Genomic DNA, 22,642 nt, shown 5'->3' on the forward strand with positions numbered 1-22,642 from the left:
TTTAATGAGTTTGTGGGAAAACATTTCAACATAATTTAAGAGTTTTGCACAGTTATTTGCTATGGTAATAATTTACTGATAGCGTTGAGATTGCTTCGCTTCGCTCGCAATGACAGCTCCCTTCTTCGTCATTGCGAGGAGCGGATGCGACGAAGCAATCTTTTACACATCAAACAGTTACATGATTTATATATATTTTACTGTGCAATACTCTCAATTTGTTGATATATAATTATAATTCAAAACAGTCTCCGAAAAAATGGGGTGACCCCAGAATACAAAGTTCAATATTTCTACTATATATAACAGAACAGAAAAGTTAAAGGTTTTTTTAACTATTTTTAACTAAATAATCCTCTAAATCCTTTAACGCCCTTTTGCTCAATGCTATCTTTCTATCCTTTTTAGAGCGAATTTTTTTGGTAAGTGGTGGTAGCATCCCGAAATGAAAATTACTGGGAACATAATCCTTTTTAGGTGTGGAAACATACCTTGAGAGAGCACCCAATGCGGTGGTCTCAGGAAAAGGCAAAATTTTCTTGTCTGCAAAATAATTTTTCAAGAAAAAAGAGATTATCAATGACGTGGCAGCAGACTCAATGTAACCTTCCACTCCAGTAATTTGACCTGCAAAAAATAGAAGTGAATTTTTGTATCTGAAAAAACTATCCAGATAATCACAACTTCTAACATAGGTATTTCTGTGAATAGAACCGTAACGTAAAAACTCGGCATTCTCAAGACCAGGAATCAATCTGAAAACTTCCTTTTGAGCACCGATTCTCATTTTGGTCTGAAACCCTACAATATTGTAAGCTGTGCCTTCTCGATTTTCTTTTCTTAATTGAACCACTGCAAAATATTTTTCACCGGTAACAGGATGCTCAAGCCCCACAGGCCTCATCGGACCGTAAAGCAAAGTCTGTTTGCCTCTGCTTGCCATTACTTCAATGGGCATACATCCTTCAAAAATAGCTTCTTTTTCAAACTCTTTAAACTCCACTTTTTCAGCCTTCATCAGTGCATCGTAAAATCTGTCAAATTGCTCTTCAGTCATTGGACAATTTAAATAGTCGTCATCACCTTTTCCATATCTGCTTTTGAAAAAACATTTCGAATAATCAATGGACTCAGCATCCACTATAGGTGATATGGCATCATAAAAAAAGAGGCCACCGCCAAAAAGTTTTTTTATTTTTTCACTTAAAACTCTTGATGTTAAAGGACCAGACGCCACTACACAAGGTCTATCATCAGGAATATCTTGCACTTCTTCCCTGATAATTGATATATTATCAAAACCTTCCAAAATCTCGGTTATTCTTTTGCCGAATTTCTCTCTATCAACAGCCAGAGCATTACCAGCAGGCACCCTTGTTTCCTTCGCTACTTTGATAATAAGACTATCCATCATTTCCATCTCTTTCTTCAAAAGTCCCGCTGCAGTATCAAGAGATTCTGATTTAAGAGAATTTGAACAAAGAAGCTCTCCTAAATAGGACGTCTCATGAGCCTCTGTCATTTTCACAGGTCTCATTTCATAAAGAGTTATTTGAAAACCTGCTTTAGCAAGCTGATATGCAAGCTCGGATCCGGCTAATCCGCCACCTATGATTACTATTTTTTGCTTCATAGTCTATTTCTTTACGGTTATGGTACCATCATCAAGGGTTATGGCACTTTTTGTATTTTTACATTCAGGATAATTTTCACAGGCAAAAAAACTTCCCCTTCTGCCTCGCTTTAACACCATCTTACCGCCGCATTTTTCACACTCAATCTCATCCACCTTTTTCACTACAGGTACAATTTTACCATTTTCCACTCTAAAATTGGCGGTAAACTTACACTCCGGATAGTTACTACAACCTATAAACAGACCGTTTCTCCCTTTCTTTATGTAAAGATCACCACCACATTCCGGACATTTTTCATCTATCTTCTCATTATTTTCAATAACTTTAATTCCACTTTCAAGCTTTATAAAATTTTTAATGTTTTTACAATCAGGATAACCGCTACAGGCAAGTATTTCCCCGAATCTGCTCTTTTTTATCACCATATCTTTACCACATTTTTCACACTTTATCCCAGTATCCTCTCCTTTTTTACTTTCCACAAGCTCTATCTGACCATTCTCATCACGTTTGAAATTGGATGTAAATTTACACTCAGGATAGTTATTGCATGCTACAAACGCCCCGTTTTTACCATATTTTATCATTAAATCTCCATTACATTGAGGACACTTTTTATCAATGGTCAAATCCATAACAAGCTTGTCTTCAGCCTTTTTAAGCTCCTTTTCAAAGCTTGAATAAAAATCCCTCAAAACCTTTTTCCAATCAACTTCCCCTTTTTCAATTTCATCCAGATCCTTTTCCATATTGGCTGTAAATTTCACATCGAATATTTTCGGAAAATTAGAAATAAGCAGGCTATTTACAATCCTACCAAGCTCTGTGGGATAAAACTTTTTATCTTTAATGGTGACATACCCTCTCTCAACAATGGTAGAAATAATAGTCGCATAGGTGCTGGGTCTTCCTATCCCTTTTTGCTCAAGAGTTTTCACTAGAGTAGCTTCGGTATATCTCGGAGGAGGAGTGGTAAACATCTGCTTTGAACTTATTTCCTTCAATACTGCCTTCTCATCCTCTTTCACATCAAATATCAGCCCGTTTTCCCCTTCCTCATCACCATTATCTTTCCCTTCAGTATACAACTTCATAAAACCATCAAATGTTAAAATTTTTCCTCTTGCCACAAAAGTGTAAGTACCATCACTGATTTCTATAACACTTCTGTCATACTTTGCAGGTGCCATTTGACTTGCTACAAATCTTTCCCAGATAAGCTTGTACAATCTATACTGATCGTTAGAAAGAAATTCTTTTACCTGCTCAGGCTCCCTCAAAACCGATGTAGGTCTTATAGCTTCATGGGCATCCTGAACATTTTTAGCACTTGATTTCCTTCCCTTTGAGTTTCCAACGTATTTATCACCAAATTTAGTTACTATATAATTTAGTGCTTCATTTTTTGCATCATCGGAAACCCTTGTAGAATCAGTTCTCATGTAGGTAATTAAACCCACAGGACCTTCTTTGCCAAGCTCCACACCTTCATACAATTGTTGAGCAATCATCATAGTCTTTTTCGCACTAAAACCAAGCTTTCTTACCGCTTCTTGTTGTAAAGTAGATGTGATAAAAGGAAGTGGTGCAGATTGCTTTGCCTCTTTACGCTCTACTTTCGAAACAACAAAAACGCTTTTTAAAACTTCTTCTTTTATTTTATTAACACTATTTTCATCAGGTATTTCAAACTTCTTACCATCTTTCTTCTCTAATCTTGCCTTAATACTGTTTTCACCAATTAAAAACAATCCGTCCACAAGATGGTATTCTTTAGGGACAAACTTTTCTATCTCTTCTTCACGCTCACATATGAGTCTTAAAGCTACACTTTGTACCCTACCGGCAGAAAGACCGTATTTTAGAGGCTTCCATAATAGAGGGCTTACAAGATAGCCCACAAGCCTATCCAAGATCCTTCTTGATTGCTGTGCATTTACCCGCTTGAGATTTATCTCTTTGGGATTACTAATCCCCTCATTAATCCCTTTTTTTGTGATTTCGTGAAATTCTACCCTTTTTATATTGGAATTCTTCTTTTTTATCTCCTCTGCAATATGCCATGCTATAGCTTCCCCCTCCCTATCTGGATCTGGAGCAAGATACACCACATCACTTTTTTCAGCTTCTTTTTTTAGAGCATCAATTATCTTTTTTTTCCCTTTTATGATTTTGTATTTTGGCTTAAAATCCTTTTCTATATCTACCCCAAGTTCATTTTCAGGTAAATCTTTCACATGCCCCACACTGGCCATGACCTTAAAATCTTTTCCAAGATACTTTTCAATCGTCCTTGCCTTGGCAGGAGATTCCACAATCACAAGATTTTTAGACATAATCAACCTTTATAAACAATTTTGCAAAAACCACTTTAATCTTTATCAATTCAATAATTCATCAATATTTTTATTTATATCCATATAAAATCTTCGCTTTTCTATAAGTGTCATCAATAAAGTTTGTTTAACCATCTCCACATCAACTTTATTATCACTATCCATACACCTATCAATCACCTCTTCAATCACCATCAAATCAACAGCTCCACTGAGCTGTAACTTCTGAATGTATTGCATTGCTCCTTCACTGAATTTATCCTTCTCCGAGGGAGAAAAATATCTCACACCATTTACTTCGGTGAAATTTCCGAAATCAAGATAAGTTAATGCCTGCCCGATTTCATATTCTTCAAATCCAGAGTTGTAAAGCATATCTGTTATACCCATCTCATCTATATTATCGTAAGCTTCCACAAAATCTATTATTAGATTCAGTGCAATTAATATTTTATCCATCAAACTCTCCTAGCATAATATTTGCCATCTATATCAAGGCTTAATAACCCTTTTAATTCCATCTCGCTCAGCTTGTTCATTATCTCCACCAACTCTTTCCCTGTTTCAATACATATCTCATCTATGCTTTTTGGAGATTCTGCAATAAGCTGGTAGAGAACCTTTTCAAAATCATCATTAAAATTTATATTATTGTCATTAATTTTTTTGTCAATCATTTTCAAAGAATCCACATATTTGACAAGCTCTTCCACTACATCATAATAATTTTCTATAAGTTTTGCACCTTCTTTAATCAGTTTATTAGTACCATTATTTTTTTCTTCTGGCCAGATCGGTACTGCAAAAACCTCTCTGTTTTCCTCCATCGCCAAGCTTGCAGTAATCAGTGAACCACTTTTTTCTGCCGCCTCTACCACAATCACTCCATAGCTCATCCCTGCAATAATCCTATTTCTTCTAGGAAAATTGTATGCATCAGGTTTAGTATCTAGAGAAAACTCAGTAATAATACATCCCTTTTTAATAATCTCCTTAAAATATTTTTTATTTGACTCGGGATAAACATATAAAAAACCGTTACCAAAAACCGCCGTCGTTTTCCCTTTCTTGATAGCACCAAGATGGGCTGCAATATCTATTCCTGCTGCAAAACCACTTACTATATTTAATCCGAGCTCAGCCAAGTCCTGAGCTAATTTCATTGTAAAATTAACAGCTTTTTTAGTAGCCTTTCTAGAGCCTACAATGGCTATTGATGGCATTTTCAAAGTTTCATAATCCCCAAGACAATAAAGATAAGCAGGCGGAGAATTTATCTCTTTTAAAAGAGACGGATAAAAATCATCCTCTAGCGTTATAATTTTTATGGAATATTTTTTCGTTTTCTCTAACTCATTATTTACAAAATCAACATCGGCATTTTTCAAATCAATCAAAGATGCCGTACGCTCCCCCACCACCTCTGCAAGGTTTGCTTTATCAACTTCAAATATCCCGCTTAAGCTCGTATACTTTTTATAAAGGGTAAATATAATGTTATCAGATATTCCCTTTATGGTTTTTAATAAAAGATAATTTTTTACAGTTTCCTTGCTAACCATAAATTATCCATAATTTACCAATAAACTAAACAATCAAACCTTATTCTAAATTTTTCAAAAGTGTTAACCAAAAATTAATAGCAAAATCAACCACCCTATCTGAAACTTTGAAATTTATATTATGCAAAGGTATTATCTCATCACTCTCCTTCATACCAAGCCTTACAAAAAGACCTGGAATTCTTTCCTGGTACAGTGCAAAATCCTCACCCCCCATACTTTTTTGAATATCAGATACATATTTAATCCCATTTTCATCACAAATGCTTTGGACACAATTTGTTAATACTCCGTCATTTATCACAGGAGGTGTTCCCTCCTTTATATCCACGTCTATTTTTATATCGTAAAATCTCGACACCGACTCAGCACATTTTTTTAACTCATCCATTAAAAAACTTTTAAGCTCTTTATCAAAATATCTGAAAGTACCCAAAATTTTCAATCTATCTGACAAAATATTACCTGCTGTTCCGCCTTCTATTTTACCAAAAGTAATTAATTTCTCTTTCAACGGATCAATCTTCCTTGATACAATCTTTTGAGCCATATTTATAAAGTCTGCCGCAGCCACAATAAGATCATTTCCAAGATGAGGATATGCTCCATGAGTGCTTTTACCTTTAAAATCCACTTCAAAATGATTAGAGCCTGCCATCAACTCTCCAGGTTTTATCCCCATAACCCCAAGCTCAATATCAGGATCCACATGAAGGCCGTAAATCTCATCTACTCCATCAAGCCCGCCCTCTTCTATAATCACTCTTGCACCTGATACTATTTCTTCAGCAGGCTGAAAAATATATCTAAGATTTACATTTAGCTTTATTTTTTTCGTAACAATCTCATAAAGGGTAAATAGAAGAGCTGTAGTATGAAAATGATGACCGCAAAGATGCCTACATTCCGTTTTTTCAGCATTTATAGGCAATGCATCGATATCAGCCCTAACAGCCACAGTCCTTTTGGCATTAAAATTAAGGGTGCCAAAGCACCCCGTCTCAAGTCTTTTATCAACCTTAACATCAATATTTTCTAAAAATTTAGCAATATATTCGGTAGTTTTATATTCTTTAAATGAAGGCTCCGCAAGCAACTCCAAATCATGTAATACTTCGTATCTATCCAAATTCTCCTCCGATTATAATCCGAGAATATTATAACCACTATCCACGTATAAAATATCACCTGTTACGCCGCTTGCCATATCGCTACAAAGGAACAAAGCCGCCTTTGCCACATCTTCTTGAGTAACATTTCTTTTTAAAGGGGCTCTCTCTTCAATAAGTGATAAAATTGTCCTGAAACCTGCTATACCGCTTGCAGCCAATGTTTTAATAGGCCCTGCTGAAATAGCATTTATCCTGATTTTCTTTTCACCCAGATCATTGGCAAGATATCTCATAGATGATTCAAGAGCAGCTTTGGCCACCCCCATTAAATTATAATTTTTTACTACTTTTACCGAACCATAATATGTCATTGTAACAATAGAGCCCCCTTCATTCATCAAAGGCTCTGACAATTTTGCTAGTCTCACAAGGGAATATGCACTTATTTCCATTGCCTTAAGAAACCCTTCCTTGCTTGTATCTATAAATCTCCCTTTTAAGTCTTCAGCAGGTGCAAAGGCTATGGAATGAACCAAAATATCAAATTTCCCAAACTCCTTTTCCACTACTTCAAATGTACTTTGCAATTCATCTTCATTTGTCACATCACATTTTACACAAAATTTACCACCAAGCTCCTCTGAAATAGGCTCAACCCTTCTTTTAAGAGCATCACCTGCATATGTAAAACCAAGCTCGGCACCTTCCTCTTTAAATTTTTTTGCAATTGCATAGGCAATAGATTTATTGTTTGCCACACCGAAAATCAAAGCCTTTTTCCCAGCAAGTAATCCCATAATAACCTCCTACGAATAATTATTTTTGTGTAAGAGAATGTGTAGGTGTAGGCAAAGGCGAAGAAACCCACACATTCGCATTCACAATTCATATATAATTCACAAGTTCATTTATATTGTTGATATTGATAACTTCAACATCAAAGTCTGAAATATCGTTCATCTTTGCGATAATTTTTTTAAAACCGTAACGTTTTGCCTCTTTAACACGCAAATTCATGGAAAAAGGGGTCCTAATTTCACCTGTCAACCCCACTTCTCCAAGAAAGACAATACTCTGTTCAAGAGGGATATCTTTAAAGGATGAAATAACGGCAGCACAAACAGCTAAATCCACTGAAGGCTCGGTAATTTTCAATCCACCAACTACATTCAGATAAACATCACAACTTGAAAGGTTAAAACCACACTTTTTCTCCAGTATGGCAAGAAGCATATTCAATCTATTCAAATCAAAACCTGTTACATTTCTTCTCGGATAATTAAAGTAAGTATGGGAAACCAATGCCTGAATTTCTACGAGGAAAGCCCTTGAACCCTCCATGACAACAGTAATTGCTCTACCACTTGCCCCTTCATCCTCATCCACTAATGCTTTGTTCGTATATTCCACAAGCCCGTATTCTGACATTTCAAAAATACCTATTTCATTGGTAGAACCGAATCTATTTTTTACAGCCCGTAAAATCCTTAGGCCTCTCTCATAATCACCCTCAAAATAAAGGACTGTATCTACCAGATGCTCCAAAACCTTTGGCCCTGCAATCACCCCATCTTTTGTAACCTGTCCGATTATAAAAATAGAAATACCATTTTTTTTTGCCACTTCCACAAGCTTATGAGTAACAAATTTTACCTGACTTACGGTTCCTGCCGCAGAATTTAATTCATCAGAATAAATGGTCTGTATGGAATCTATAACAGCCACATCTGGTCTTTTTCTTTGAAGAATATCATATATTGCCTCAAAACTATTTGTAGCTGAAAAAAAGACATCACCCTTTGTTAAATTAAGTCTCTCACTTCTTATCCTCAATTGTGGCAACGACTCTTCACCACTAAAATAAAAAACTTTTTTCCCTTTATTCCCCATATAATAAGATATCTGAAGCATAACAGTGGACTTACCAATTCCAGGCTCACCTCCAATCAAAACCACACCACCTTTAACAACCCCACCACCTAATACCTGATCAAATTCTTTTATCCCGCTGGAATATCTTTCAACCTCCACCCCTTCTACTTCATCAAGCCTTTTCAATTCTACCTTTTCAACTGATTTAATGGTTTCTTTCTTTACTTCTATCTCTTCCACAAAGGAGTTCCAACTGCCACACTCACTGCATCTTCCCACCCATTTTGGCGTTTTGTATCCACAGGTTTGACAAATGAAATACGTCTTATTCTTTTTCATCTAAAAACTCTTCAATGGTCATCTGATACCCTTTAAAGGGGATATTTAAATGCTCATATGCAAGCTGCGTAACCACTCTACCTCTAGGGGTTTTCTTAATAAAACCTTTATATATCAGATAAGGCTCAATCACATCTTCTAATGTATCCTTCTCTTCAGAAAGCGTGGCTGATAAAGTATCAATCCCCACAGGACCGCCATTATATTTATCGATAATGGCGAGTAAGAACCTTCTATCATTCACATCAAGCCCTTTACTATCAATCTCCAGTCTGTTTAATCCAAACTCCGCAATCTCCTTTGAAATAATACCATTGTTCATAATCTCAGCAAAATCTCTGATTCTCCGTAGTATTCTGTGAGCAATCCTTGGTGTTCCTCTGCATCTTGATGCAATAATGGAGGCAGCCTCTGCATCTATGGTAACATCTAAAACCTTTGCACCTCGCAGCACTATTTTTTTCAAATCCTCTTCATCGTAAAACTCAAGGCGAAAAATCATACCAAATCTATCTCTCAAAGGAGAGGTAAGTAAACCAGCCCTTGTAGTGGCACCAATAAGTGTAAATTTTGGTAGATCGATTTTAATCGTTCTGGCTGCTGGCCCCTGTCCAATAATTATATCTAGTTTGTAATCCTCCATAGCCGGATAAAGAATCTCTTCCACAGAGGAATGCAATCTATGAATTTCATCAATAAACAAAACATCCCCTTCAGATAAATTAGTTAAAACTGCTGCTAGATCTCCAGGTTTTTCTATTGTAGGTCCGCTGGTGGCTTTTATACTTACTCCAAGTTCATTGGCAATAATGTGAGCCAATGTTGTCTTACCAAGTCCTGGAGGGCCATAAATGAGACAGTGATCAAGACTGTCCCCTCTTTTCTTTGCCGCTTCCACAAAAATTTTGAGATTTTCAATAATCTTTTTCTGACCGATATAATCAGAAAATGACTGTGGCCTAATTTTTAAGTTTTCCCTGTCCTCTTCCCTTCTTTCTTTATCAAAAATATTATCCATTAAACACCCAACTCATCTGCATTTTTACTCAATGCTTCAATAAGAAATGCAATATGTTCATCTAAATCAACTCCAAGCTCACTGGCCCCTTTGAAAATATCATCTCTGTTTACGCCCCTTGCAAAGGATTTATCTTTCAACTTCTTCTTTACACTTTTCACTTTCACATTTGCTATTTTCTTATCAGGTCTCACATAAGCACAGGCAAGCAGAAAACCACACAACTCATCCACAGCAAAAAGTGTCTTAGCCATCAATGTCTTTCTCTCTACACCTGTATAATCCGCATGACCAAGTATTGCTTCTATAATATCATCAGGATATCCCTTTTCTTTTAAAATTTCAGCCCCTTTGTACGGATGATCCTCTGCCGATGGATATTTTTCATAGTCAAAATCGTGTAACAATCCCACAATCCCCCATTTTTCCACATCCTCATTAAACTTTTCAGCATAAGCTCTCATAGCTGTCTCCACCGCAAGAGCATGTTTAATAAGGCTCTCAGATTTTGTGTACTCAGTTAACAACTCATAAGCCTTTCCTCTACTCAACTCCATTTCTATACCCCCTTAACACGATTATTAGACCAATCACTATCATTGTAAAACTTGCCAGATGCGGTGCCCTAAAATATCCTATCATCAGATCATCCGCTCTAAAAAAAGTCACAACCCCTCTAATGACTCCGTAAAAAATAAGATACAAACCGGCAATGACACCTTTTCCCATATTTTTATCATCTTTCCAGAGTAAAAGTAGTATAAAGGCTCCAATAAAATTTAAAATCATTTCATAAAAAAAAGTAGGATGCACCGGCAATGTTCCAAAATCCTGATATGCAGGTGGATTATATTTCGGTGGAAAACTAATCCCCCAGGGTACATATTCTTTTAATTGGTAAATCTTATCATGAAATTTAACTGTTAACACTCCCTTTTCTTTAATAAAATCCATAAGTTTTGAAACTTCCTCAGGTGTATTCTTCAATCCGAAACTGTTTAACACCTGTTGCCAAAATTCTGGAAAAACATTTTTCATTCTGAAAATTATGGATGGTGGCGTAATTGTGGGGACTCCATGTGCCTCCCCATTAGCAAAGTTTCCAAATCGTCCTATACCTTGGGAAAGCAACAAAAAAGGAAGCAACATATCACCAAACTGCAATAATTTTACCCCTTTTTTCTTACAATAAAAATAGGCAGCAAGGATACCACCTATAATCCCCCCATGAATTGCAAGCCCCCCATGCCAAATAGCAATAATCTCCTTTGGATACCTACTATAAAAATCCCATTTCAAAACCACATAATAAATTCTTGCTCCGATAATCGCTCCGATAAAAGTCACGATAATGATATTTTCAATCAACTCAGGATGAAAGCCAAGTTTTTGCCCTTTCTTTTTAACAAAATATATGGTTATCAAAATTCCAATAAGATACATCAAACTGTAAATTCTGAGCTCAAAAGCACCTATTTTAAATAAATATGGAAACATCTACTTTTTCCCCTTCCTAGAAGCTATTATAATCGCTGCAAATATAAGAATTATCCCGATAAATTTGTATTTGTCAATAGACTCACCAAATATGAAATAAGCAAGGACTGATGCGATTACCGGTTCCCCTAGCGTGGTAATTGCCACCATACTTGTCTTTAAATACCTCAGTGCCCAATTAAAAGCTGTATGCCCCAAATTTTGAGATACTACAGCAAGTAACACCATAAAAACATAGGACTTTGGCTCATACCCAGTAAAAGGAATTCGCAAAATTAAAGACGTAACAAGTAAAATAATAGCAGCAAAAGTATAAACAAGCACAATATAGCTCATAATATCCATTTTTTCACGCAAACGGCTACCTATTAAAAGGTACAAACTCACAAAAAATGCTGCCATTATGGCAAAACTATCTCCGATTAAAGCTTTTTCACCAAATCTAATTTCAAAATTGGTATCCCCAAAGGCAAGAACCGCGGTACCTATTATTGCAAAAATAATGGCAATGATAATCTCTTTTTCCTGTTTCTCTTTTAATATCAGATAAGATAAAATTGCCACAAAAATAGGTCCTGTGGAAAGCAATACAACACTACTTGCTACAGAAGTATACTTCAATGACTGAAACCATGCGATAAAATGAAGAGTTAAAAATCCACCTCCAAGAAACCCATACACAAAATCTTTTTTTCGAAACTGAAATCTCTTTTTCCCTTTTCTAAAATAAATAACATTCAAAATTACTGATGCAATAACTAGTCTATAGGTTGCAATCATTATTGCAGGCACATCATCACAAAATCTCACAAATATAGCTGCAAAGGATACAGAGATAATACCAAATAAAAGGATAAAATAAACTTTAAGCATCACTTTCACCTTTAAAAATATATGAACCCACTTCAGAAACTATGATAGAGAATACTATCAAAGCTGAACCAATGTATTGGTGCAATGTCAAAATCTCTTTTCCAATAAAATATCCAAAAAATGCAGATGAAACCGGCTCGAAAGTAAAAATTACGGCTGCCTTCGTGGGGGTGGTATATTTTTGCATTGCTGTTTGAACAAAAAATGCCACCACAGTAGCAAAAACCCCTGTCAAAATAACTGCGAAAATAACATTACTATTTAAAATAATCCCTTTAGAATTATCTGTAAAAAACAGTGAAAAAAGCAAAGAAAGTAAAAATACAACTGTTAACTGAATAAAAGTTAGGGCTGTAACATCGTAAATTTTGGAGTATTTATCTATCATAATTATATGTAAACCAATAAAAAAAGCGTTCAATATTAGATATATTATCCCAATATTGATCTCAAAATCACCACCATTGTAAGATATAAGCATTAGTCCAAAAAATGCGAGAAATACGCCAACTATTGAGGCTTTTCTGGGAAATTGTTTGAGTAGTATTATGCTTAAAAACGGAACAAAAACAACATATAACCCTGTAAGAAATCCTGCAATGGATGCAAGGGTATATTTCAATCCTAGAGTTTGTAAGGCAAATATACTAAAGAGCACTAATCCTAAAATTACACCCGGAATAAAAGATCTCCTCACATCTCTAAACTTTTTAATAACGAAAACCAACATCAAAATACTTGCAAGACCAAATCTTAAGGTCAGAAATTTGAATACATCGATATTTTCCAATGCTTCTTTTACAATAATAAAGGTAGAACCCCATATTAAACTTATAAAAATTAGTGATAAATCAGCCAGATACTCTTTTGTTTTCCCAGCCATAAACTTTCATCCTGTATATATTAGGCAATATTATACCTGAAATTATTAATATGCCACCGATTAGTTGAAAAAATCCAACTCTTTCTTGAAAAAAGATATAAGAAAAAAGTAAGGTAGCAAATGGTTCGATTGTGGAAAATATTGAAACAAGACTGCTACCGATTTTATCCACAGCAACATACAGTAAAATAATCCCCAGAGATGTTGGAATTAAACCTAACATTACAAAATAAAACAAATCATTCCAAAACAATATATTAATATTATTAAAACCAAATAAACCGAAAAAAAGTGTACCGAACAACAATACATAAAATGTAAAAGTAAAAGAATTAAGATCCTTTAAAAAAAGTTGAACCACTATCAAATAACTGGAAAATGTTAACATAGCTAAAAGTCCAAACATAACTCCAACAATAGGAAGATGAAAATTCAACATATCAAAAAAAATAAAAACAATACCCGTAAAAGTAACAATCAACGTAGCAATTATGATTCTTTCAATACGTTGTCTGAAAATAATTACAGATAAAACTGTGACTACAAATGGATACATATAAAGTATAAAAGACGTCATTGACGCACCAATATATTTAACCGACAAAAAAAAGAAAGAAGCCTGTAACCCGTAAAATAAAAACCCCACTATGAAACATTTTAAAAGTCCTGTTTTATCTATTAGGAACAATCTTTTATCTTTAAACAAAATAAATACAAAGAATATTAATGTCGCAAAGAAAAATCTGTAAAACAAAAGAGTATTTGTCTTATACCCCTTTATATAACCTAATTTTGCAAAAATTGCCAAAGATGCAAAACATAAAGCAGATAAAATAGAAAAAACAATCCCCTTTAAAAACCTGTTTTCCATTCTGTCCTCATTTTACTATATAAGAAAATGTTTATATTTTATTTAAAAAATTTGTTCAATAATTTTCATATTATGTTATGTTATTCTATAAAATAATATAATTGAGAGAAAAGAAAATGACTATTCATTTATTTTAGAACAATATGATATTGCTGAATGAATGTAAATTATTTAAATTTAACTAAAAATTTTACATTAAAACTTGACAGAGGAAATTTTGCGCTTAAAATAAAAAAAATATTTTATTTCAACCTATAAGGAGGTCAATATGTCTTTGATGCAGGAATATTGGGAAAAAGCAAAAGAATTAAAAAAAACAATCGTACTACCAGAAGGAAATGATGAAAGAACTATTGATGCCGCAAACACACTAGTGAAAAATGGGCTGGCAAATGTAATCGTACTTGGTAATGAAGATGAATTAAAAGGGAAATTAAAAAATGATATCCAAATTATCAATCCTGAAAATAGCAAATATTTAAAAGAGTTTGCTGCTGCATACTATGAAAAAAGAAAAAATAAAGGGATAACTGAAGAAGAAGCTTTAAATACTATGAAAGATGTAAATTATTTTGGCTGTATGCTTGTTGAAAAAGGTTATGCCGATGGGGCAGTAACCGGCGCTCGCCATACCACTGCAGATGTTTTAAGAGCAGCAATAAGAGTAATCGGTACAAAACCTGGTATGAATAACATTTCAAGCTGCTTTATCATGGTTACACCAAAAAAAGAATTCGGAAAAGACGGAGCAGTATTGTTTGCCGACTGTGCAGTAAACCCAAATCCCGATGCAAGAGTCTTGGCAGAAATCGCTATTGCCACAGCGGATAGCTGCAGAGCTTTCCTCGGCGAAGAACCTCGTGTTGCAATGCTTAGTTTCTCTACTAAAGGCAGTGCAAAACATCCTGATGTGGAGAAAGTAATTGAAGCAACAAAAATAGTAAAAGAACTCGCCCCCGAACTGAATGTGGATGGAGAACTGCAAGCTGATGCGGCATTAATTAAATCCGTAGGTGAAAGAAAAGCTCCTGGAAGCGATGTGGCAGGCTCAGCCAATGTCTTAATATTCCCTGATCTTGATGCAGGAAATATCGCTTACAAACTGGTAGAAAGAGTAGCCTCTGCCGAAGCAATTGGTCCTATTATTCAAGGGCTTAAAAAACCTGTAAACGATTTATCAAGAGGCTGTAAATATATGGACATTGTAAACGTGGCAGTAATCACTTCACTGCAAGCACAATAATCCGGAGGTGAAAATGAAAATTTTAGCATTAAACTGTGGCAGTTCATCCGTAAAATATCAGTTATTTGACTGGGACAACGATAAACTGATGGCAAAAGGTATTGTAGAACGAGTGGGAATTGGAGACTCTTTTATCGTGCATGAAGTTCCAGGACGCGAAACATGGAGAGAAGAGTATGAATGCCATGACCACAACACTGCCATCAACCTAGTAGTTCATACTCTTACAAGCAAAGAACATGGTGTTATAAGCGATATGAGTGAAATTTCAGCGGTTGGACATAGAGTTGTCCATGGAGGAGAAAAGTTTAAAAGAAGCACATTGATTGATGATGAAGTTATAAAGGCCATTGAGGAAGTTCAACATCTTGCACCACTTCACAACCCACCAAACCTGGCAGGGATAAGGGCTGCACAGAAAGTGTTACCTGACGTTCCTCATGTGGCTATATTTGATACAGCTTTTCACCAAACTATGCCAAGACATGCTTACCTTTATGCAGTGCCTTATGAGTGGTATGAACAATATGGTGTAAGAAGATACGGTTTTCACGGTACAAGTCATCTTTATGTATCTAAAAGGGCTGCCGCGCTACTTGGTAAAGATCCAAAAGATTGCAATATAATTACAATGCATATAGGAAACGGCGTTTCCCACGCAGCCATAAAAAATGGTATATCAGTTGACACGTCTATGGGACTTACACCGCTTGAAGGTGCCGTGATGGGAACAAGATGTGGTGATTTAGACCCTGCTATTCCTCTTTTTATGCAGCAAATTTTAGATGTGGGTCCGAAAGAGATGGATACCTTACTTAATAAAAAATCTGGTATACTAGGACTCACTGGTAAATATACTGACAGAAGAAATGTCCTTGAAGGTGTCGAAAAAGGGGATGAACGCTGCAAAATTGCTCTTGAAGTGGAAGCTTACAGACTTAAAAAATACATTGGTGCCTACATGGCTGTACTTGGAAGAGTAGATGCCATAGTATTCACCGCAGGTGTTGGAGAAAATGCTGGAATCATCAGACAAATGGCATTAGAAGGGTTAGAAGAATTGGGAATTAAAGTAGATAAGGAGAAAAATTTGAAAACAAGAAGCAAAGACGGAGAAACAGAGATATCCACACCTGATTCAAAAATAAAAGTTTTCGTTATCCCTACAAACGAAGAAAGAGTTTTTATTGAAGATGTAGTAGCTATTTTAAATGGCACCTACAAAGAACATACCGAATATCCTTATACATTTCTTAAATAGTTCTCACTGAAAAAGTGAGAACTAATTAGTTGCCACTGAAAAAGTGGCAACTAATTAACAAATAATATTTTTTTATGATTTTACTAGTTTTTATCCAACAATTAATAAAATTTCATATTTTATATAATTTTTTGTAAACTCAGTATTTTCGGGGGTTCTAAAGGGGGTATCCCCCTAAATTAGTTTTCGTTAGAAAACTAATTTTCTAAAAATAAGTATTTACAGTATTATCCACTTTTCGGGGGGTTCTAAAGGGGGTATCCCCCTTTAAGTTATACCCTTACAAATGCTCCCAAAAAAAATATTTGTTTAATAAAAAATTATATCTATAATTTTTACCATATCTTGGGGGATTTAAAGGGGGGTTACCCCCTAAATTAGTTTTCTTTAGAAAACTAATTTCCTAAAAATAATTATTTACAATCTTATCCTATTTTTGGGGGATTTAAAGGGGGTTTACCCCCTTTATGTCCTGTGAAAACTATCCAAAAATGGTGGAATTTTTATAAGAATGAGAATATTGCACAGTACACAGTTAAATATCATGAATGCACAGCCAAGTGTTTAACATATTGATAATAATGAGATTGCTTCGTCGCTTACGCTCCTCGCAATGACGCAAATAATGTTGACACCCTGAGCGTCAGCGAAGCAATCTCTTGTTTATCATAAAGTTACACACTTGAAACGTTTTTTATTGTGCAATGCCCTCAAGAATATTATAAAAAGATCAATTATTATTAAACAGTTGCCACTTTTTCAGTGGCAACTGTTTAATATGGAAAACAATCCAAACAAACTATTTTACCATCCACAATTCTAGCATAATTTTCAGCTATAGCATCACCACAAATTTCACAAATTTGAAGATTGAAACACGATTTCCCCTTAGAAACCTTAAATTCAAAAGGTCCTTCTACATTAACGATATCTTCGAGTTTTAATGCAAAAGGTCTTTTAAATGCAGGCTCAGCTACTTCAGCCGGCACATCTGTAGGCTTCACGCCCTTTATCCTATATTCGGTTATAAAGGGAGCAGAAAAAGCTTTTTTAAGCAATTCAGGTTTTATTTTTACTTTAACAGCCTTTTCATTTACCTTATCAACAAGCATAAATGTCCATTTCCCTTTTGCCTCTTTTTTCATTACCCCTTTACCAAAAGTACAACCGGTAGCAAACTGCACTCCATCTGCAAAACAGCCAGCAGCATGTTTATCCCCCACATTTATAATGACAAATTTATCCATATTTTTTTCTCTCTCACAACTCAGAGCCTTCAAAGCCGCAAGACCTGCCACATATCCCATAGGCATACCTCCGCAAATATGCCCATGCAAATTAAGAGCCGAATATAGAAATTCTTTTTCCCTATCATCAAGCCCTTCAATAGAATTAACAATCTCTCTGTGCCTATCAAACATAACTACCTCCATAATTTAAATTTTTAAATTTATTCAAACAGCTTAAGCAACATCTTTATCGCCATAAACAACAATATCACTCCTAACAACTTCTTAACTGTGGCAGGTTTCAACCTAAAATGCATAAAGTGAGTACCTAGATAACCACCTGCATACGCGGCAAACCCAACAGCTATAAGCAGAATAAAATCAACATGCCCCATAACAAGGTAAGCAAAAAATCCTGTAAGGGATGAAAAAGGTACAACAAAGGCGGTCACAACTGCCACCTTTTTGGGATTAAAACCAAGCATAATCATAAGTGATGATATAAGACCGCCACCACCCACACCAAGGAGTCCTGATAAAAATCCAGCCATACCGCCTATAAAACTCAAAACTATAATAGGCCTATCATCTCTAAATTGATTTTCATACTTAGATGATCTAAAAAAAAGCATCATCAAGCCTGAAAATAATAAAAATGTAACAAAAACAACAATAACAACTCTTTTAGGTATTATTGTGGAAAAATAAGCGCCTGTAGGTGCAAATAATAAAGATGAAACTATAATAGGTACTCCCAATTTCACATCAAGGCGCTTATTTTTAAAATTGGAATATGTAGCACCTAACAAACTAATTGTATTGATAAATAAGCCTGTGGGTTTTGCTTCATTTAAAGGAAAGCCCAGCCAATACATCAAAGGAACCAAGACTATCGCAGAACCAACCCCACCCAAAGCAAAGAGAAAACTGAAAACAAACGCCAACAGGACAACTACAGCAATCATTCTTTTTTCCTACTATATTTTTATAATTGTAGAAATATAGATAAGATATTATCAATGTCAAGTGGAAATTTCTATGATATTATTGTATAATGAGAATATGCTTGAAATGGAGGATGTCATGGAAAAAGTTTTGATAGCCATAGCTCTTGATAAAAATGGAAACCTTGCAAAAACACATTTTGGTGATGCGGATTTTATACAATATATTCAAATGGAAAATGGTGAAATTACATTTTCTGAAAAAAAAGAAAATATTTTAAAGAATTTTAATGAAGAGAAACACGGTGGTCACGGAAAAATGAAATTTGCTGCGGAAGTTTTACAAGATGTCAAAATTGTGATTTCCGGCGCAATGAGTCCAAATTTTAAAAGATTAAAAACGAATGCCAATTTATACCCCATCGTATCCAAAAAAGACCTTGAAAACACCATCCAGTATTTAAAAGATAACCTACAAAAAATTATGAAATTTTTCTCTGGAAAAGAAAATTTAGTTTACTTTATCGAGTAATATAACTTTAACTGACAGATAAGAATGACATTTCTCCCGTTATTATAAAGACTGAGCACCTCACCTCAGTTCTAATTTTTATTAAAGCCACACGATCAATAAAATTAGGCAATGTAAAAGATGCTTGAACCGAAGAATCTCTTTTTATAATTTTTCATTCTTAAAATTGTACTGTTTCATAATTTCAACTTCTAAATCAGAAGGTGAAACATCTAGTTTTTTTGATATTTTTTTTAAATCTTCCCATTCTACCGCTCTTTTCTCAATTCCGTTCCACGCTGCCTTTTTTATTTTTACCTTTTCACCGGCATACTCAATCTCATCAAAGCTTCTCTGCATAACAACCCTGTTTTTCCTTATAAATCTCACTCCGATGGTAGAGCTAATCTTAAAAACAGTGGATATCATATCATTAATTTTTGATTCATCACACAGTACGGTTATCTTATACGCCGGACGGTTTTTCTTCATAAAAATAGGGGAGAAAAATAGATCCACTGCACCTCTATTAAAAAGCTCTTCCATCAAAAAACCCAACACCTGCCCATTGGTATCATCCACATTGAACTCCAACTCCATAACATCTTGCAACTGAGAATCTTCTTCAAGTAAAAAACCTCTCAACATATTTGGAAAATTTTCAAACTGTTTTGTCCCCGTAGAATATGATGTTTCCACCAATTTACCAGAGAAGCTGTTTTTAACACTCTTTATAAACTTTTTATAAAGTGCAGCTCCCGTAGGAGTCGTAATTTCATCGTTAATATCTATCCTTTCTATATTTAAGCCTTTTAAAATTTCTACGGTGGCCGGTGCAGGAACAGGTAAAATACCATGCTCCATTTTAACCGTACCAAACCCCACTTTTGCAGGAGAAGCCTCAAGTTTATTTATACCAAGTCTATTCAGCATATATGATACACCCACAATGTCGATTATAGTATCCACCGCTCCCACTTCGTGAAAATGTACCTTGTCAAGGGTTGTATTATGAACCTTTGCCTCTGCTCTTGCTATAATCTCAAATGTATCCACAGCATCACTTTTCACTTTTTCAGGCAAATCAACACTCTCAATCATATCAACAATATTATGCAAATGCCTAAAAGGTTTTTTAACATTCTCATCAATCCCCAACCTTTTACAAACAATACCATTTACCATAACATTCTCTATCGAAATATTTACTTCTCCGCCAAGCATTTTTGAGAAAAGTAGACTTAATTCTTTAGAATAATCTTTAAACCCCAAAAGCAAAGCTAAAAACATATCACCTGAAATACCTGAAACTATATCCAAATACAGCTTCATTGTTTACATCACACCCTTTTTGTCCAAATAAAATCCGCAATATTTTGATAATGGACAACTTTCACACTTAGGTTTTCTCGCACTACAAATATCTCTACCAAATTCTATCATCTGATGAGACCATTTTGTCCATTTTTCTTCAGGTATTAACTCCATCAAATCTCTCTCAATTTTATCAGGGTTATCATTATCCGTTAGGCCCAACCTTTGACTGATCCTTTTCACATGGGTATCCACCACAATACCAGGCTTGCCAAAACAGTTTCCCAACACCACATTTGCAGTCTTTCGACCAATTCCAGGCAATTTAACAAGCTCATCAATATCTTCAGGCATTTTACCATCATATTTTTCTACTACAATTTCGCTCAACTTTTTTATATTTTTTGCTTTGTTTCTGTAAAAGCCTGTGGGTTTTATATCTTCCATAAACTCTTCTATATCAGCCCTAGCAAAATCTTCAAAACTTCTATACTTTTTAAAAAGTGTACATGTCACCTTATTCACTCTTTCATCTGTACATTGAGCACTTAATATCGTGGCAATTAATAGTTGAAAAGGATTTACATAATCTAGACTACATTTTGCATCAGAATATCTTTCATCAAGAAATCTGATTAATTCTTCAACTATTTTCTTTTTATTTATCATCTAATTTAATTCCGTACTCATCCCATTTTTCATCAACAAGTTTTTTAATATCTTCACTCATCACAATATCATCAGGCCACTCTCTATTGTGCCCCTCCTCAGGCCATTTTTTGGTGGCATCAATACCTATTTTTGCACCCCAGAATGCATAAGGGGATGAATGATCAAGAGCATCAAGAGGACCTTCCATAATCACAATATCTCTTTTCCAATCCACATTGTTACCCATTCTCCAGAGCACCTCAGAAGTATTCTGTACATCTACATCCTTATCCACCACCACAATCATCTTTGTAAACATCATCTGACCTGTACCCCAGACAAAATTCATAATCTTTTTTGCATGCATTGGATATTTTTTATCAATGGAAATGAACATGATATTGTGAAAAACTCCTTCCAATGGCAACGCCATATCCACAATTTCAGGCACCTGTTTCTTCAAAAGCGGCAAAAATATTCTTCCTGTTGCAACCCCCATATAACAATCTTCCATAGGGGGCTTACCAACAATAGTGGTAGGATAAATGGCACCTTTTCTGTGAGTAATACAAGTGACATGAAAAACGGGATACATATCAGCCAAAGAATAATAACCTGTATGATCCCCAAAAGGACCTTCCAACCTCAATTCATTTACATCTACATAACCTTCTATGACAATTTCACTATTTGCTGGCACTTCTAAATCAACCGTCTCACATTTTACAAGCTCCACCGGTTTTTTTCTGATAAATCCGGCAAGCAACATTTCATCAATACCATCTGGAGCCGGAGCAGTGGCTGCATAAGTCACAGCAGGATCCGCACCCAATGCTACAGCCACTTCTAATTTATCAAGCCCCATTCTTTTTGCTTTTCTAAAATGATCTGCACCATGATGATGAATGTGCCAATGCATACCTGTGGTGTTTTTATCATAAACCTGCATCCTATACATTCCGCAATTTCTTGCCCCTGTTTCCGGATCTTTGGTAAAAACACAAGGCAATGTGATAAAACGCCCCCCATCTTTCGGCCAACATTGTAAAATAGGAAATTTGAAAAGATCTACTTCATCCCCTTTTAAAATAACCTCTTTACAAACTCCCTTTTTCACAATTTTTGGGATAATCTGATTAAGTTCCATTAACATAGGCAAAGATTTTATTTTATCAAAAAAGTTTTGAGGAACATTTCTGTCGATAAGATTAATTATTCTCTCGCCCAGCTCATCCAAGCTCTCAACCTCAAGGGCAAGGTTCATCCTTTTAAAAGAGCCAAAAGCATTTATCAAAACAGGATGCTCACTCCCTTTTACATTTTCAAAGAGCAAAGCCGGACCATATTTTTTTGACACTCTATCTGTAATTTCGGTAATTTCTAAAATAGGATCTACTTCTGTTTTTATTCGTACAAGTTCACCTTTTTGTTCTAAAACCTTTATAAATTCTCTTAAATCTTTATAAGCCATCAATACCTCCTAACATTC

21 protein-coding genes are annotated in these 22,642 nt (G+C 35.1%); 3 read left to right on the forward strand and 18 right to left on the reverse strand.

Annotated elements, in window-relative coordinates:
- Positions 1-331 precede the first annotated feature (331 nt).
- The 13 genes from trmFO to FHQ18_RS04100 all read right to left on the reverse strand — a co-directional run bounded on the left by trmFO (position 332) and on the right by FHQ18_RS04100 (position 14,000).
- A complete protein-coding gene (gene trmFO / locus FHQ18_RS04040) occupies positions 332-1,633 on the reverse strand; it encodes a methylenetetrahydrofolate--tRNA-(uracil(54)-C(5))-methyltransferase (FADH(2)-oxidizing) TrmFO (protein ID WP_149265892.1) in 1,302 nt (433 codons plus the stop codon).
- Positions 1,634-1,636: 3 nt separating this feature from the next.
- Entirely contained in the window at positions 1,637-3,973 is a 2,337-nt protein-coding gene (topA, locus tag FHQ18_RS04045) for a type I DNA topoisomerase (RefSeq protein WP_149265893.1), read from the reverse strand.
- Positions 3,974-4,018: 45 nt separating this feature from the next.
- The gene (locus FHQ18_RS04050; RefSeq protein ID WP_149265894.1) at positions 4,019-4,432 is read right to left on the reverse strand and encodes a DUF494 family protein; all 414 of its coding nucleotides are present in this window, start codon (positions 4,430-4,432) and stop codon (positions 4,019-4,021) included.
- Positions 4,432-5,535, reverse strand: a complete 1,104-nt coding sequence (dprA, locus tag FHQ18_RS04055) for a DNA-processing protein DprA (protein ID WP_149265895.1) — start codon at positions 5,533-5,535, stop codon at positions 4,432-4,434. The genes FHQ18_RS04050 and dprA overlap by 1 nt, the downstream gene beginning before the upstream one ends.
- 40 nt (positions 5,536-5,575) lie before the next feature.
- Entirely contained in the window at positions 5,576-6,664 is a 1,089-nt protein-coding gene (locus tag FHQ18_RS04060) for a M20 metallopeptidase family protein (protein ID WP_149265896.1), read from the reverse strand.
- Positions 6,665-6,676: 12 nt separating this feature from the next.
- The gene (fabI, locus tag FHQ18_RS04065) at positions 6,677-7,444 is read right to left on the reverse strand and encodes an enoyl-ACP reductase FabI (RefSeq protein WP_149265897.1); all 768 of its coding nucleotides are present in this window, start codon (positions 7,442-7,444) and stop codon (positions 6,677-6,679) included.
- Between the two features lie 88 nt (positions 7,445-7,532).
- Positions 7,533-8,858, reverse strand: coding sequence for a DNA repair protein RadA (radA, locus tag FHQ18_RS04070; RefSeq protein ID WP_149265898.1), 1,326 nt, complete (start codon positions 8,856-8,858; stop codon positions 7,533-7,535).
- Positions 8,845-9,876: a Holliday junction branch migration DNA helicase RuvB gene (ruvB, locus tag FHQ18_RS04075; RefSeq protein ID WP_149265899.1), complete on the reverse strand. Its 1,032-nt coding sequence runs from the start codon at positions 9,874-9,876 to the stop codon at positions 8,845-8,847. Before ruvB ends, radA begins: the two co-directional genes overlap by 14 nt.
- Positions 9,876-10,433: an HD domain-containing protein gene (locus FHQ18_RS04080; protein ID WP_149265900.1), complete on the reverse strand. Its 558-nt coding sequence runs from the start codon at positions 10,431-10,433 to the stop codon at positions 9,876-9,878. The genes ruvB and FHQ18_RS04080 overlap by 1 nt, the downstream gene beginning before the upstream one ends.
- Positions 10,420-11,373, reverse strand: a complete 954-nt coding sequence (lgt, locus tag FHQ18_RS04085) for a prolipoprotein diacylglyceryl transferase (protein WP_149265901.1) — start codon at positions 11,371-11,373, stop codon at positions 10,420-10,422. The genes FHQ18_RS04080 and lgt overlap by 14 nt, the downstream gene beginning before the upstream one ends.
- Positions 11,374-12,246: a DMT family transporter gene (locus tag FHQ18_RS04090; RefSeq protein WP_149265902.1), complete on the reverse strand. Its 873-nt coding sequence runs from the start codon at positions 12,244-12,246 to the stop codon at positions 11,374-11,376.
- Entirely contained in the window at positions 12,239-13,129 is an 891-nt protein-coding gene (locus tag FHQ18_RS04095) for a DMT family transporter (protein WP_149265903.1), read from the reverse strand. The genes FHQ18_RS04090 and FHQ18_RS04095 overlap by 8 nt, the downstream gene beginning before the upstream one ends.
- The gene (locus tag FHQ18_RS04100; RefSeq protein WP_149265904.1) at positions 13,098-14,000 is read right to left on the reverse strand and encodes a DMT family transporter; all 903 of its coding nucleotides are present in this window, start codon (positions 13,998-14,000) and stop codon (positions 13,098-13,100) included. Before FHQ18_RS04100 ends, FHQ18_RS04095 begins: the two co-directional genes overlap by 32 nt.
- Positions 14,001-14,268: 268 nt before the next feature.
- On the opposite strand from FHQ18_RS04100, the gene pta reads away from it, so the two are divergent.
- Positions 14,269-15,243 carry a phosphate acetyltransferase gene (gene pta / locus FHQ18_RS04105; RefSeq protein ID WP_149265905.1) on the forward strand — a complete coding sequence of 325 codons (975 nt, stop codon included), beginning with the start codon at positions 14,269-14,271 and terminating at the stop codon, positions 15,241-15,243.
- Between the two features lie 13 nt (positions 15,244-15,256).
- Positions 15,257-16,504, forward strand: a complete 1,248-nt coding sequence (locus FHQ18_RS04110) for an acetate kinase (RefSeq protein WP_149265906.1) — start codon at positions 15,257-15,259, stop codon at positions 16,502-16,504.
- A gap of 773 nt (positions 16,505-17,277) precedes the next feature.
- Here FHQ18_RS04110 and FHQ18_RS04115 read toward each other — a convergent pair.
- Positions 17,278-17,925, reverse strand: a complete 648-nt coding sequence (locus FHQ18_RS04115) for an FmdE family protein (protein ID WP_149265907.1) — start codon at positions 17,923-17,925, stop codon at positions 17,278-17,280.
- A 29-nt stretch (positions 17,926-17,954) separates the two neighbouring features.
- Positions 17,955-18,698: a sulfite exporter TauE/SafE family protein gene (locus tag FHQ18_RS04120; RefSeq protein ID WP_149265908.1), complete on the reverse strand. Its 744-nt coding sequence runs from the start codon at positions 18,696-18,698 to the stop codon at positions 17,955-17,957.
- Positions 18,699-18,816: 118 nt separating this feature from the next.
- Here FHQ18_RS04120 and FHQ18_RS04125 point away from each other — a divergent pair, with 118 nt between their 5' ends.
- Positions 18,817-19,209 carry a NifB/NifX family molybdenum-iron cluster-binding protein gene (locus FHQ18_RS04125; RefSeq protein ID WP_188020335.1) on the forward strand — a complete coding sequence of 131 codons (393 nt, stop codon included), beginning with the start codon at positions 18,817-18,819 and terminating at the stop codon, positions 19,207-19,209.
- Between the two features lie 144 nt (positions 19,210-19,353).
- Here the strand turns inward: FHQ18_RS04125 and larC are convergent, their stop codons facing one another.
- From larC to FHQ18_RS04140, 3 genes are read right to left on the reverse strand one after another with little or no spacing between them, the layout of a single operon-like run.
- Positions 19,354-20,520, reverse strand: a complete 1,167-nt coding sequence (gene larC / locus FHQ18_RS04130; protein WP_149265910.1) for a nickel pincer cofactor biosynthesis protein LarC — start codon at positions 20,518-20,520, stop codon at positions 19,354-19,356.
- 3 nt (positions 20,521-20,523) lie between these two features.
- Complete coding sequence (nth, locus tag FHQ18_RS04135) at positions 20,524-21,171, reverse strand: endonuclease III (protein WP_149265911.1); 648 nt, start codon at positions 21,169-21,171, stop codon at positions 20,524-20,526.
- The gene (locus FHQ18_RS04140) at positions 21,161-22,624 is read right to left on the reverse strand and encodes a menaquinone biosynthesis decarboxylase (RefSeq protein WP_149265912.1); all 1,464 of its coding nucleotides are present in this window, start codon (positions 22,622-22,624) and stop codon (positions 21,161-21,163) included. Before FHQ18_RS04140 ends, nth begins: the two co-directional genes overlap by 11 nt.
- Between the last annotated feature and the right edge of the window lie 18 nt (positions 22,625-22,642).

It is taken from the genome of Deferribacter autotrophicus, from assembly GCF_008362905.1.
GTDB classification, from domain to species: Bacteria; Chrysiogenota; Deferribacteres; order Deferribacterales; family Deferribacteraceae; genus Deferribacter; species Deferribacter autotrophicus.